The 13003-nt window shown below is 72.8% G+C and carries 13 protein-coding genes; 10 read left to right on the top strand and 3 right to left on the bottom strand.

What is annotated here, in order from left to right; translation table 11 throughout:
- Positions 1–17: 17 nt before the first annotated feature.
- The 5 genes from BN6_RS11605 (at position 18) to BN6_RS11585 (ending at position 5561) form a co-directional block, all read left to right on the top strand.
- Positions 18–1316 carry a sensor histidine kinase gene (locus BN6_RS11605; protein WP_015099817.1) on the top strand — a complete coding sequence of 433 codons (1299 nt, stop codon included), beginning with the start codon at positions 18–20 and terminating at the stop codon, positions 1314–1316.
- Positions 1313–1984, top strand: a complete 672-nt coding sequence (locus tag BN6_RS11600) for a response regulator (protein WP_041312603.1) — start codon at positions 1313–1315, stop codon at positions 1982–1984. The genes BN6_RS11605 and BN6_RS11600 overlap by 4 nt, the downstream gene beginning before the upstream one ends.
- 121 nt (positions 1985–2105) lie before the next feature.
- Positions 2106–2987, top strand: coding sequence for an ABC transporter ATP-binding protein (locus BN6_RS11595; protein ID WP_015099815.1), 882 nt, complete (start codon positions 2106–2108; stop codon positions 2985–2987).
- Positions 2988–4091 (top strand): ABC transporter permease, encoded by a 1104-nt coding sequence (locus tag BN6_RS11590; RefSeq protein WP_015099814.1) that lies wholly within the window; start codon positions 2988–2990, stop codon positions 4089–4091.
- 78 nt (positions 4092–4169) lie between these two features.
- Positions 4170–5561, top strand: coding sequence for a M1 family metallopeptidase (locus BN6_RS11585; protein ID WP_015099813.1), 1392 nt, complete (start codon positions 4170–4172; stop codon positions 5559–5561).
- A gap of 120 nt (positions 5562–5681) precedes the next feature.
- Here BN6_RS11585 and BN6_RS11580 read toward each other — a convergent pair whose 3' ends face one another.
- The 3 genes from BN6_RS11580 to BN6_RS11570 are packed head-to-tail and all read right to left on the bottom strand — an operon-like array spanning position 5682 to position 8614.
- The gene (locus BN6_RS11580; protein WP_015099812.1) at positions 5682–6614 is read right to left on the bottom strand and encodes a LysR family transcriptional regulator; all 933 of its coding nucleotides are present in this window, start codon (positions 6612–6614) and stop codon (positions 5682–5684) included.
- 15 nt (positions 6615–6629) lie between these two features.
- Positions 6630–7931, bottom strand: a complete 1302-nt coding sequence (locus BN6_RS11575) for a purine-cytosine permease family protein (RefSeq protein WP_015099811.1) — start codon at positions 7929–7931, stop codon at positions 6630–6632.
- Positions 7932–7933: 2 nt separating this feature from the next.
- Entirely contained in the window at positions 7934–8614 is a 681-nt protein-coding gene (locus BN6_RS11570; RefSeq protein ID WP_015099810.1) for a tRNA-dependent cyclodipeptide synthase, read from the bottom strand.
- Positions 8615–8873: 259 nt separating this feature from the next.
- Here BN6_RS11570 and BN6_RS11565 point away from each other — a divergent pair, with 259 nt between their 5' ends.
- The 5 genes from BN6_RS11565 to BN6_RS11545 all read left to right on the top strand — a co-directional run bounded on the left by BN6_RS11565 (position 8874) and on the right by BN6_RS11545 (position 13002).
- Positions 8874–9803: a LysR family transcriptional regulator gene (locus tag BN6_RS11565; protein WP_015099809.1), complete on the top strand. Its 930-nt coding sequence runs from the start codon at positions 8874–8876 to the stop codon at positions 9801–9803.
- A gap of 80 nt (positions 9804–9883) precedes the next feature.
- A complete protein-coding gene (locus BN6_RS11560; RefSeq protein WP_015099808.1) occupies positions 9884–10234 on the top strand; it encodes a rhodanese-like domain-containing protein in 351 nt (116 codons plus the stop codon).
- Between the two features lie 47 nt (positions 10235–10281).
- The gene (locus tag BN6_RS11555; RefSeq protein ID WP_015099807.1) at positions 10282–10737 is read left to right on the top strand and encodes a thioredoxin family protein; all 456 of its coding nucleotides are present in this window, start codon (positions 10282–10284) and stop codon (positions 10735–10737) included.
- 76 nt (positions 10738–10813) lie between these two features.
- A complete protein-coding gene (locus BN6_RS11550; protein ID WP_015099806.1) occupies positions 10814–11962 on the top strand; it encodes an MFS transporter in 1149 nt (382 codons plus the stop codon).
- A gap of 242 nt (positions 11963–12204) precedes the next feature.
- Positions 12205–13002 carry an IclR family transcriptional regulator gene (locus BN6_RS11545; protein WP_015099805.1) on the top strand — a complete coding sequence of 266 codons (798 nt, stop codon included), beginning with the start codon at positions 12205–12207 and terminating at the stop codon, positions 13000–13002.
- Position 13003: the final 1 nt, after the last annotated feature.

The following is a 13003-nucleotide window of genomic DNA, read 5'->3' as shown; positions in this document are numbered from 1 at the left end:
AAGCTACGTTCTGGGGCATGACTCCCCGTCCCGACGACCCGCCGCGACCGGCCGGGGACCTCGACTGGAGCCAGTGGCGACGACCCCGTCCCACCCCCGCGCGGCAGCGCCACGACTGGTGGCTCGCGCTCGCCGTGGCCGCCGGGTCGGTGGTGATGACGGCCCTGGTCAGCAGCATGGGCGTGCACCCCGCGGGCAGCGGCCCGGCGCTGGCCGAGCAGTACGCGTGGGGCGTCGCGGTGAGCGCGCCGCTGGCGCTGCGGCGGCGGTACCCGCTGATCGTGCCGCTCGTGGTCGGCGTGGTGTTCCTCGCCGGGCAGGCCCGCCACGTCGGCGACAACCTGATCCCGTCCATCGCGCTGTTCATCGCCCTCTACAGCGCCGGCGCGTGGGCCGAGAACCGGACCGCCGCGCGGCGGGTGCGGATCGGCGTCATCGTGGTGATGTTCGGCTGGCTGGGGTTCGGGCTGGTGCGGTTCACCATCACGCCCTCGCCGGCGTTCGAGCGCGCGGCCGGGCCGCTGGACCCGGTGCTGGCGTCGGTGCTCTACGGGATCGTGTTCAACCTGATGTTCTTCCTGTCCGCGTACTTCTTCGGCGGCATGGCGTGGCTGTCCGCGCGCCGGCGGGCCGAGCTCGCGCACTGGGGCGAGCAGTTGCGGCTGTCGCAGGAGCAGAACACCCGCGGCGCGATCGTCGCCGAACGCGTGCGCATCGCCCGTGACCTGCACGACGTGGTGGCGCACCACGTGTCGGTGATGGGCGTGCAGGCGGGCGCGGCCCGGCGGGTGCTCGACCGCGACCCGGACCTGGCCCGGTCGGCGTTGCAGACGGTCGAGGAGACCGCCCGCACGGCGATCGGCGAGTTGCGCGGGCTGCTCGGCGTGCTGCGGGCCGAGCCGGACGAGGAGCCCGAGCAGGAGGGCGGCGAGACGTCCTCGCCGGGGTTGGCGCAGCTGCCCGAGCTGGCCGCGATGGCGCGCTCCACCGGGCTCGACGTCGACCACGGCGTGTTCGGCGACCCGCGCCCGGTGCCGGCGGCGGTGGCGCTCTCGGCGTACCGGATCGTGCAGGAGTCGTTGACCAACGTGGTGAAGCACGCGGGCGCGCGCCGGGCGGACGTCCGGGTGCGGTTCCTGGAGACGACGCTGGAGGTCGAGGTGGCCGACGACGGCCGCGGCCGGTCGGGCGCGCCCGAGCGGGGCGGGTTCGGGCTGGTCGGGATGCGGGAGCGGGTGGCGGTGCACGGCGGTCGGCTGGAGGCCGGGCCCCGGCGCGGCGGCGGCTACCGGGTGCGGGCGTGGTTCCCGGTATGAGCGGCGCGCTGCGCGTGGTGCTCGCCGACGACCAGGACCTGGTCCGGGCGGGCTTCCGGGTCATCCTCGGCACCGAGGACGACATCGAGGTGGTCGGCGAGGCGCGGGACGGCCTGGCCGCCGTGGAGGTGGTCGAGCGGCTGCGGCCGGACGTGGTGCTGATGGACGTGCAGATGCCCGGCGTGGACGGGCTGGAGGCGACCCGCCGGATCCTCGGCCCGGCCGGCGCGGAGCACCCGATCAAGGTCGTCATCCTGACCACGTTCGACCGGGAGGACTACCTGTTCGAGGCGCTGCGGGCGGGCGCCAGCGGGTTCCTGCTGAAGAACTCGTCGCCGGAGGACCTGGTCGAGTCGGTGCGCGTGGTGGCCCGCGGCGACGCCCTGCTGGCCCCCGAGGTGACCCGCCGGGTGATCGCCCGCTTCGCCACGCCGGGCCCGCCGACGCGCGCCGCGCGGCCGGCGGAGCTGACCGAGCGCGAGTTCGAGGTGCTGGTGCACCTGGCGCGCGGGGCCAGCAACGCCGAGATCGCGTCGGCGCTGTACCTGGGCGAGACGACGGTGAAGACGCACGTCTCGCGCATCCTGGTCAAGCTGCGCCTGCGCGACCGCACGCACGCCGTCGTCTACGCCTACGAGAACGGCGTCGTCGCACCGGGTCACGGCTGACCGGGCCCGCCGTCGGCCGGTGACCGGACCGGCGGCCGAACGGCGTCCTCCGCGCGGAGGACGCCGGGGGTCGGTCCCGCGCCGGACGTGCCCGCAAGGGGTGCGCGCCTACCGTTCGGGCATGTTGACAGTGACATCGATCGGCCGGAGCTTCGGCGATCACCGGGTCCTCGACGGGGTGTCGTTCGAGGTGCGGCCCGGTCGGATGACCGGGTTCCTGGGGGCGAACGGGTCCGGCAAGACCACCACCATGCGGATCGTGCTGGGCGTGCTGGCCGCGCAGAGCGGCAGCGTCACCTGGAACGGCGAGCCGGTCACCGGGGCGGTGCGGCAGCGGTTCGGGTACATGCCCGAGGAGCGCGGGCTCTACCCGAAGATGGGGGTCGCCGAGCAGATCGCCTGGCTGGGCCGGCTGCACGGGCTGGACAAGGAGACCGCGCGGCGCAACACCGCCCGCCTGCTCGACGAGCTGGAACTCGGCCACCGCGCCAAGGACAAGCTCGAAGAGCTGTCGCTGGGCAACCAGCAGCGTGCGCAGATCGCCGCCGCCCTGGTGCACGACCCGGTGCTGCTGATCCTGGACGAGCCGTTCTCCGGCCTGGACCCGATCGCGGTCGAGACCGTGCTGCGGGTGCTGCGCGAGCGCGCGGCGGGCGGCGTGCCGGTGCTGTTCTCCAGCCACCAGCTTGCCGTGGTGGAACGGCTGTGCGACGACGTCGTCATCATCTCCGGCGGCCGGATCGCCGCGAGCGGCGCCCGGGACGAGCTCCGCGCCCGGCACGGAACGCCGCGCTTCGAACTGGTCGTGGCCTCCGACGCGGGGTGGGTGCGGGACGTCCCGGGCGTTCAGGTCGTGGACGTGGACGGGCCGCGCGCGGTGTTCGAGCTGCTCACGCCGGACGCCGACCAGCTCGTGCTGGACACCGCGCTGCGCCGGGGCCCGGTGCGCGGTTTCACCCCCGTCGTGCCGACGCTGGACGAGATCTTCATGGAGGCGATCTAGATGTCGACCGGGACGCAGAGCTTCGCCGCCGCCACCCGGCTGGTCGCCGAACGCGAGATCAGGACCCTCCTGCGCACCAAGGGTTTCTGGATCGGCCTGGCGGTGATCGTGGCCGGCCTGTTCGCGATGGCCGTGCTGCCCACGGTGCTGGGCGGTGGCCAGACGAAGGTCGCCGCGGTGGGACCCAAGGCCGTGGCCGTGCTGGCCGACAGCGGGTTGGAGGTCCGGCAGGTCGCCGACGTCGAGGCCGCGCGGGCGTTGATCCGCGACGACGAGGTCAAGGCGGCCGTGGTGCCCGACGAGAGCGGGACGTCCGCGACCGGCGTGCGGGTGATCGCGTTGAACGACCCGCCGGTGGACGTGCTTGGGTCGCTGCGCACCGCTCCCCCGGTCGACCTGCTGGACCCGTCCGACGTCGACCAGGGCCTGCGGCAACTGGTGATCATGGTGTTCGCGTTCGTGTTCCTGCTGTTCGGGATGGGCGGCGCGGCGATCGCGCAGAGCACGGTCACCGAGAAGCAGACCCGGATCGTGGAGATCCTGGTGTCCACGATCCCGGTGCGGGCCCTGCTGGCGGGCAAGATCGTGGGCCACGCGCTGCTCACGCTCGGGCAGGTGGCGGTGATCGCGGCCGTCACGCCGATCGCGCTCGGCCTGGGCGGGCACTCGCAGCTGCTGGCGCTGATCGCGCCCGCGCTGGGCTGGTTCGTGCCGTTCCTGCTGCTGGGTTTCGTGCTGCTGGCCTCGATGTGGGCGGTGGCGGGCTCGCTGGTCAGCCGGCAGGAGGACCTGGGCTCCAGCATGGGGTTGGTGATGATGCTGGTGTTCGGGCCGTACTTCGGCGTGCTGTTCTTCTCCGACAACGCGACCGTGATGACGGTGCTGTCGTTCGTGCCGTTCTCCGCCGCGATCGCGATGCCGGTGCGGCTGTTCGCGGGTCAGGCGCAGGCGTGGGAGGCGGTGGCCGCGCTGGGGCTGCTGGCCGCCACCGTGGTGGTGATCGTGCTGCTGGCGAGCAGGCTGTACTCCGGCTCGCTGATGCACACCGGGGGCAAGCTGGGGCTGGCCAAGGCGTGGGCCGGCCGGGATAACGCCCAGGCATAGGCAACTGGCAGTGGTCCGGGGCCGGGCGGTCGATCGAGACTGACCCGGCCCTGACCCTGCGCGCGAGAGGTTTCCCCTATGGCTGTGCGGATCCGGCGGACGGTCACGTCCGCCACCCTGCTGCTGTGCGGCCTGTCCCTGTGTGCCCCACCGGCGCACGCGGACGACACGATCGGCACCGACGGGTACGTCCACGTCGCGCCGAACGGCACGGTGCTCGGCGTCGACCCCTACTACCCCACCGACGGCAACGGCGGGTACGACGTGGCCGACTACGCCGTCTCGCTGTCCTACGACCCGAACCTGCGGTTCCTGACCGCCCGGACGGTCGTGACGGCGACGACCACGCAGCGGCTGAGCCGGTTCGACCTCGACCTGCGCGGGCTGTCCGTGACATCGGTGAAGGTCGACGGCGTGCCCGCGAAGTTCAGCCGTGCCAAGGAGCACGAGCTGGTCATCACGCCGGCCACCGCCCTGGCGGCGGGCACCTCGTTCAAGGTCGAGGTCGTCTACTGCGGCCGGCCGGTGGCCGAGTCGACGCCGCGCGGCGTGACCGGGTGGCGGGTCTCCCGCACCGGGGGCGCGTTCGCCGCCGGCGCGCCGCACTCGGCGTCGACCTGGTTCCCGGTCAACGACACCACGGCCGACAAGGCGACCTTCCACCTCGACGCGGCGGTCCCGCCCGGCTGGACCGTCGTGTCCAACGGCGTGCGCGACAAGATCCACAAAGGACGGTGGTCCGAGGAGACGCCGATCGCGCCGTCGGCCACGGTGATCGGAGTCGACCGGTTCACCGTGCGGGAGTCCGCGCTGCCCGGCGGCACGCCCGTGCTCGACGCGTTCGCGCCCGGCACGAGCACCGCGCTCGCCGCGTCGCTGCCCGCCGTCGTGGAGTTCCTCGCCGGCAAGCTCGGGCCTTACCCGTACTCGACGGCCGGCGGCATGTACGTCGCCGACCGGCTCGCCTACACCCACCCGGCGCAGGGCCGCCCGGTCTACGGCGCGAGCGCCGACCAGGCGGCGCTGGTGCGCGCGGTGGCCGCGCAGTGGTGGGGGAACAAGTTGGCCATCAAGATGTGGCAGGACCAGCCGCTGGTCGAGTCGTTCGCCTGGTACCTGGTGTGGCTGTGGGAGGAGTCGCGCGGCGGGCTGCCGGTCGAGCAGCGCTACCAGGAGGGGCTGGGCCGCGCGGACACCGCGTTCTGGGCCCGCAAGCTCGCCGATCCGGGGCGGGGCAGGGAGTTCGCCGTCACCGACAAGGGCGTGCTGATGGTGCACGCGCTGCGCAAGAAGATCGGTGACGACAAGTTCTTCGCCGTGCTGCGGGAGTTCCCGGAGATCAACGACAACTGGAACCAGGGCTGGCACGACTGGGAGCTCTACACCGCCGCGGTCGCGGACCTGGACCTGACGGCGTTCTACGAGGCGTGGGTGCACGGCACCACCGCACCGCCCGCCGAGCACCGCTGACCACTCGCAGGGTGGGAGGTGTCCGCCGGTCGGAGGGCCGACCGGTGGACACCCTTCCCCGATCCGGACGACGCTCGATCCGCTGGTACGAGCCGGGGAGCGCGCGAGCCGGACATGTGCTCAAGCCAGGTAGCGGGAGTAGACCGGTGAGGTCAGGCACTCCTCCCGGTAGGCCGCCGCCGCGTCCGCGACCAGCAGCCGGGAGCACCCGGCCGGCACCCGGTCCCGGTGCCACACCAGCAGGAACCGGCGCGCCAGCACGTCGTCCGCGAGCAGCCGCACCGCCACGTTCTGGTGCCCCTCGCACGCCGCCTGCGACAGCCCGACCGCCCCGTTTCGCACCGCCGCCACGGTCATCCCGTAGGAACCCGAGGTGTACCGCACGCGCGGCGTGAACCCGTACTCCCGGCACGTGCGGTGGAAGTACTCGTGGAACCGGGTCGAGTCCGGCGCGGGCAGCGCCCAGTCCTCGTCCGCGAGCTGCGCCAGCTCGATCACCTTGTGCCGCGCCAGCGGGTGGTCCTCGGGCAGCAGCACCAGCGTCGGGTCGTGCGCGACCACGGCCGTGCCGACGCACGCGGGCGCGACCACCTCGAACCCCGGGTAGTCCTTGACCACGCCCACTTCCAGCCGGCGCTGCTCCACCAGGTCCACGACCAGCTCGCGGCACCCGCTGTCGAACAGCGACGCGCCCGCGCCACCGGGCAGCCGGTTGCCCACGATGGTGGGCAGGTGGCCGAGGATCGGCGAGCACACCCCGCCGACCCGGGGCCGGCCGGGCGGGGTGGTGCGGGCCTCGATGTCGCGCACCAGTCCTTCCATCAGCGGCAGCACCGCGCTGATCCGGTCCAGCAGCAGCTCGCCGGTCGGGGTGGGCGTGGCGGCGGTGTTCGGGCCGCGGTCGAACAACCGCTGGCCCAGCGTGTTCTCCAGGCGTTTGAGCTTGCCGCTGACCGCGGGCTGGCTGATGCCCAGCAGCACCGCGGCCTCGGACAGGCTCCCGGTCACGCCGATGGCCTGCACCAGGCGCAGGTGGTGGACGTCCAGTTCCATGTCGTCACATCCCGTCTAGCGGTGCGTGTCGACGCGGGATCCGGGCGGCGGCCTCATGACCCCAACAGTCCTTCCGAGCAGAGCGTATAGCGCGAACGAGACCACGACGGAGTTGATCGTCGGGATGCCGACCGGCAGGAAGATCCCCACCGCCGCGCCGACCACCCAGCACACCAGCGACGCGGGCACCCAGTCCGGCGGGTCGTCCGGGAGTTCGCCGGTGGCCCGGGACGCGGCCAGCGCGTCCCGCCAGGTGCGCACCACGAAGTACTCCGCGATCACGATCCCGGCCACCGGCGGGGTGATCACGCCGATCCAGGTCAGGAACGTGGTGAAGTGGTCCAGGATGCCCAGCGCGGACAGCACGGTGCCCAGCACGCCGAGCGCGATCGTGGCCGACGAGCGCGACAGCCGCCGCCCGGCCAGCACGTGCACGGTGTTGACCAGCCCGAGCGAGGCCGAGTACAGGTTCCAGTCGTTGATCTTCATGATCGCGGTGACCAGGATGAGCGTGCCCAGCACGCCGGAGGTCGAGGTGATCGCGGCGACCACGTCGGCGCTGCGCGCGGCGTGCGCGAGCAGCACACCGGTCAGCCCGATCAGGTACTCGCCCAGGGTGACGCTGATCAGGGTCTGCTTGACCACGTCGCCGACCCGCCGGTTGAACCGGGTCATGTCCGGCGTCATCACCGCGCCCATGATGAACGCGCCGGCGACCAGCGTGGTGCCCTGCGCGACGGTCAGCGCCGGGCCGGGCGGCGGCATGGCGACCAGGTCGGCCAGGTCGTGGCGGCGCAGCTCCTGGGTGATCGCGTACCCGGCCAGCAGCAGGAACGCGGGCACGGTCAGGTAGGCGGTCCACGCCATGGTGTGGAACCCGGCGACCACGATCCCGGTCACCGCGATCCCGCCGAACACCGCCCACGCCCACACCGGCGGGCCGCCCATCAGCGCGTGCAGGCCGTGCGCGAACACGTCGTTCTGCACGCCGAACCAGCCCGCGAGGCTGAGCGTCACCAGCAGGCCCACCAGCGCGGACCCGCGGCCGCCGAACCCGGCCCAGCGGGCCAGCACGGAGGTGGACAGCCCCTCGCGCATGCCGGCCACGCCCATCAGGACGGTGACCACCTCCAGCATCACCGCGCCGAGCGTGATCGCCAGCACCGCGTCCCAGAACGTCATGCCGAAGCCGAGGACGGCACCGAGCAGGAACTGGTGGAACGAGGAGACCTGGCCGAACCGCTGCACCGCCACCGACACCCACGAGCAGCGGGCCGAGTCGGGCAGGCGGCGCAGGGAGTAGTCGTCGTGGGCCATGGTCACTCCGCCTCGTCGCTGGGCCGCAGGACCACGAAGCCCTGTTCGGGTCTGGGCCGCCAGGCCAGTTCCCGGGCGTAGAGCAGCTCCAGGAACCCGACCCGCTGGTGGTAGGCGAACACCGAGCTGTCCGCGCCCACCACCGCCGGGGTGTCGACGAACATCGGCAGCTCGGCGAGGAAGTAGCGGACCGCTTGGCGCAGCTGGGTTCCGGTCGGCGCGGCCCCGTCCGGCAGCCGGCGGTCGAGCACCCAGCGGGTGGCCTCCAGGCACTGGCCGGCGAACTCGCCGTCGGCCGCGAACAGGCCGTGCGCCTGCGCGAGCAGCGCCTGGTAGCAGGGGTTGGCGGCGAGCGCCTCGCCGTCGAGCACGTGGTCGGCCGGGCACGGCACGTCGAGGTCGCGCAGCGCCCGGCAGATCTTGTTCACCACGTACTGGCCCTGGCGGCGGGCCTTGAGGCGGGCGCGGGCCGGGTCGTAGCCGAGCGCTTCGAGCGTGTGCACGGCGGCCCGGTCGGGCACGAAGAAGTGGAACCGCTCGAATTCGCGCATTGCCCACCGGGCCAGCGCGGTGATGCGGTCCACCGTGAAATAGCTGTTGAACGGACTCACTCCGACGCACACGTGCCGACCGCTGCGCAGGGGCGCGGCACAGTGCTCGGTCAGCGGAGTTGGCAGCAACACCGACGGCTCCGAGATTGTTTTTTCGCAGGGATGACGCAGGGATGACGCAGGGAGGATTCAGGGAATCGTCTTCCACTATGAGCAGGAATATCGGCGACAGGTACTGCCGAACCGTCATGCCGGCGTCTTATACGGACCAGCTCCGAGCCGTGGACGGAACGGCCGCCCGGCCTAGGCCGTTGCACTCCCAGGCCCAGCCACCGACACCCGTGCGGCCTAAGCCGATGACAGGCTGAGACCGGACGAGTCTCATGGGTGAATGGAGCTCCACGTCCGACACCTGCGCGTGCTGCGCGCCATCGCCCGCGCGGGCAGCCTCAACCGGGCCGCCGCCGAGCTGCGGTTGGCCCAGCCCGCGCTGAGCCACCAGCTGCGCCGCATCGAGCAGCTCGTCGGCGACCGGTTGTTCGACCGCGACCCCAAGGGCGTGCGGCCGACCCGGATCGGCGAGCTGGTGCTGGCCCGCGCGGAGGCGATCATCCCGGCGTTCGACGAGCTGGACCGGGACTTCCGCCGGCAGCCCCGGACCGCGGGCGACGTGCGGGTCGGCTGGAACGACAGCGCGCTGGCCTCCGACGTGTTCCGGTGCGTGCGCGAACTGGTGCCCGGCGAGCTGACCACCCGGGCCGACCTGTCCAACACCAGGCTGGTGGCGCAGGTCGCGAACGGGTGCGTGGACCTGGCGCTGGTGCTGCTCTGCGGGCCGCGCACGCTGGCCGTGCCGGGGCTGGTGCGGGCCGAGCGGGTGGTGACCGAGCCCGCGTTCGTCGCGCTGCCCGCGTGGCACCGGCTGGCCGGCGCCGCCGAGGTGGACCTCGCCGACCTCGCCGACGAGCCGTGGATCGTGTCCAGCTGCGGCGACGGCTGCCGGATCGTGTTCCGCGAGATGTGCCTGGCGCACGGGTTCGTGCCGAAGATCGCGCACGACGTGGACACCATGCGCGACCGGCTGGTGGTCGGCGGCCACGGGGTGAGCCTCACCCAGCCGACCACGCCGGAGCTCCCGGGCCTGGCGGTGCGGCCGCTGGCGGGCGCGCCGATGACCGTGCAGCACATCCTGCTGTGGCGCACCGACCACCCGTTCGCGGAGCGGTTCGCCGAGGTCCACGAGGCCGCCGTGCGGGCTTATCGCGCACTCGCCGGCGAACACCCCGGATATCGCCGGTGGCTGGATAACCGCACGGCATAGCCGACCGGCAGTGGGCGCGGTGCCCGGTCCGCCGACACACTCGGTGGCACGCCCCGCGGCTCGGCCGGAAAGGATGTGCCATGTTGCCGTTGATCACCCGTGACGAACTCCGCGATGGCCTCGAAACGGGGACGCTGGTGGCGGTCGACACGATGCCGACGGCGTACTACGAGAAAGAGCACCTGCCGGGGGCGGTGAACATCCCCGGGTTCCCGTACGAACAGGCGGCCGGGTCGACCGACCGGCACGCGCCGGTCGTCCTGCCGGACCGGTCCGCCGACATCGTCGTCTACTGCGCCAACGCGCCCTGCCGCAACAGCGAGTTCGTCGGCGCCCGGCTGATCGAGCTGGGCTACCCGAACGTCCGCAAGTACCGCGAGGGCATCGAGGACTGGGTGGCCGCCGGACTTCCCACGGTCGCCGCTCCCTGAACGCTGCCGCGCTCCCTGCACGATCCCTGCACACGAGGAGATCCACCATGCCCAAGTTCCGAACCTGGCTGCGTGCCGGCATCACGGCGCTCGCCGTGGTGGCGGCCGCGGCCGTCGCCGCCCCGGCCCAGGCCGCACCGGCCTCCGACGTCGTGATCAGCGCGGAGAACGTCATCAAGGTGACGTCGGCCAACCACGCGCAGGTCCTGGAGATGTCCAGGACCAAGCTGGTCGTGCTCGACTTCGGCGCGACCTGGTGCGGCCCGTGCAAGCAGATGAAGCCGGTGATCGAACGGCTCGCCGCCGAGTACGGCGGCCGGTTCGTGCTCGGCGAGATCGACACCGACGTCAGCCGCGACCTGTCGTCCCGCTACCGGATCCAGTACCTGCCCACGCTCGTGCCGATGCGCAACGCGGCCGAGCTGTCGAACTCCCGCAACATCGGCTACCGCGGCGAAGCCACGTTGCGGGCGTGGATCGACGCCCAGCTCGCCAAGGGCTGATCCACCACCGGACGCCCCGACGTGGCCCACTGCGTCGGGGCGTCCCGGCCGCCGCGCATTCGGAAAGGACGACGTCGTGCGGCAGGAACTCCCGCTCCGAGCGCTGCTCCCGCTGGCCGTGGTGGTGCTGCTCGGCTGCCTCACCGAGGTGCTGCCCGCCGGGCTGCTGCTCGGGATGTCCGCCGACTTCGGCGTGTCCCCCTCGGCCACCGGGCAGCTGGTCACGGGCTACGCGCTGACCACCGCGCTCACCGCGATCCCGTTGACCGCGCTGGTTTCCCGGCTGCCGCGCAAGCCGGTGCTGCTCGCGCTGGTGCTGGGCTTCGCGGTGACCAACTTCGTCATCGCGGCTTCTCCTTGGTACAGCGCGGTCTTCGTGGCGCGGATCGCGTCGGGGGCGATCACCGGCGTGATGTGGTCGCTGGTCGCGGTGTACGCCATGAGCATCGCGCCGCCGGCCCGCGCCGGGCGCGCGCTCGCGGTGGCGATGGCCGGGACCCCGCTGGGTTTCGCGGTCGGCGTGCCCGCCGGGACGCTGCTCGGCGAGCTGGTCGGCTGGCGGTGGGCGTTCGTGGTGATGGGCCTGATCGCCGTGCCGCTGCTCGGGTGGGTCGCGGCCGTGGTGCCGCCGGTCCCGGCGGTGCCGGCGTCCGGCACCCGGCGGGGGGTGCCGGGGATGTGGCCGGTGTTCGTGGTGGTGGCGGGGTTCTCGTTGGGGCACAACGTGCTCTACACCTACCTGGGGCCGGTGCTGGCCGGGTTCGGCCGGACCGGGCTGCTCGGCGCGGTACTGCTGGTCTTCGGCGGCGCGGCGGTGGGCGGCATCCTCGCGGTGGGCGCGGCGCTGGACCGGTTCCCGCGCGCGGTGCTCGCCTGGTGCCCGGCCCTGACGGCGGTGGGGATCGTGCTGCTGGCGTGCTCGGACGGCTCGCCGCCGGTGGTGCTGGCGGCCGTCGCGTTGTGGGGCTTGGCCTTCGGCGGCGCGCCCACCGCGTTCCAGGCGGTCACGGCGGTGGTGGCGGGCCGCACCGCCGACCACGCGCAGTCGCTCACGATCGCCGCGTGGAACGGCGCGGTGGCGGGCGGCGCGGCGCTGGGCGGGGTCGTGCTGGACCACGCCGCACCCGCCCTGCCGTGGACGGCCGCCGCGCTGATGCTGGTCCCGCTGCTGGTGTCGCCGCTGATCCCGTTGGCGCGCAGGGACACCGCCCTGGCCGGCACCTGACCGGAGGTCGGGCGAGCGCCTGTCCGGAGGTCGGGCGAGCGGCGACGCCGGGTCGTCCGCAAAAATGTGGTCCCCCTCGCTTCCGACAGTCGGAAGCATTACCCCGATCGAACGGATCCCGCCGCCCTGACCACCCGATACGGTGTTGTTCGCGCACGGACTTCCGTTTAACGGAAGCGAGACCTTTACCGCTCCACGGCCCCGCGAGGATCCTCCTACCCGCCAGAGGGAGCGGAGGACGGATGGCACAGGGGAACGGGCGGTCGGCGACATCACGTGCGCTGGACCTGCTGGGGGCGTTCGACATCAGGCACCCCACGCTGACGCTGACCGAGCTGGCGGCGCGCTGCGCGATGCCGCTGGCCACGGCGCACCGGCTGGTCGCGGAGCTGGAGGCGTGGGGGGCGCTGGAGCGCAACGCGGACAACCGGTACCAGATCGGCACCCGGCTGTGGGAGATCGGCCTGCTGTCGCCGGTGCCGCGCCGGCTGCGCGAGATCGCGCTGCCGTTCATGCAGGACCTGTACGAGAAGAGCAAGGAGAACATCCACTTCGCGGTCCGCGACGGCCACGACACGCTCTACGTCGCCAAGCTCACCGGGCACCGGGCGGTGCCGATAATCTCGCGCGAGGGCAACCGGCTGCCGATGCACTCGACCGGCGTCGGCAAGGCGCTGCTCGCCTACGCCAGCCAGGAGTTCATCGACACCTACTGCGCGCGCCCGCTGGTCCGCTGCACGCGGCACACCATCGTCGAACCCGGCCGGCTGCGCCGCGAACTGGCCGCGACCCGCGACCGGGGCTACGCGCTGACCAGCGAGGAGATGACGCTCGGCTCGTGCTCGGTGGCGGTGCCGGTGTTCGACGCGCGCGACCAGGTCGCGGCGAGCCTGGGCCTGGTCGTGCACAGCGTGCGGGAGAACCTGGCCAAGTACGTGCCCGACCTCAAGGCGGAGGCGGCGAAGATCGCCAAGGTGATGGTCGAGCACCGCTGCGACCCGTACCCCGGGTTCGTGCACGACCTGCCACGAGGAGGCTGAC

This window comes from Saccharothrix espanaensis DSM 44229, from assembly GCF_000328705.1.
Lineage (GTDB): Bacteria > Actinomycetota > Actinomycetes > Mycobacteriales > Pseudonocardiaceae > Actinosynnema > Actinosynnema espanaense.
Note: the sequence above shows the minus strand (reverse complement) of the source record. Positions and strands in the feature narration are given on the sequence as shown.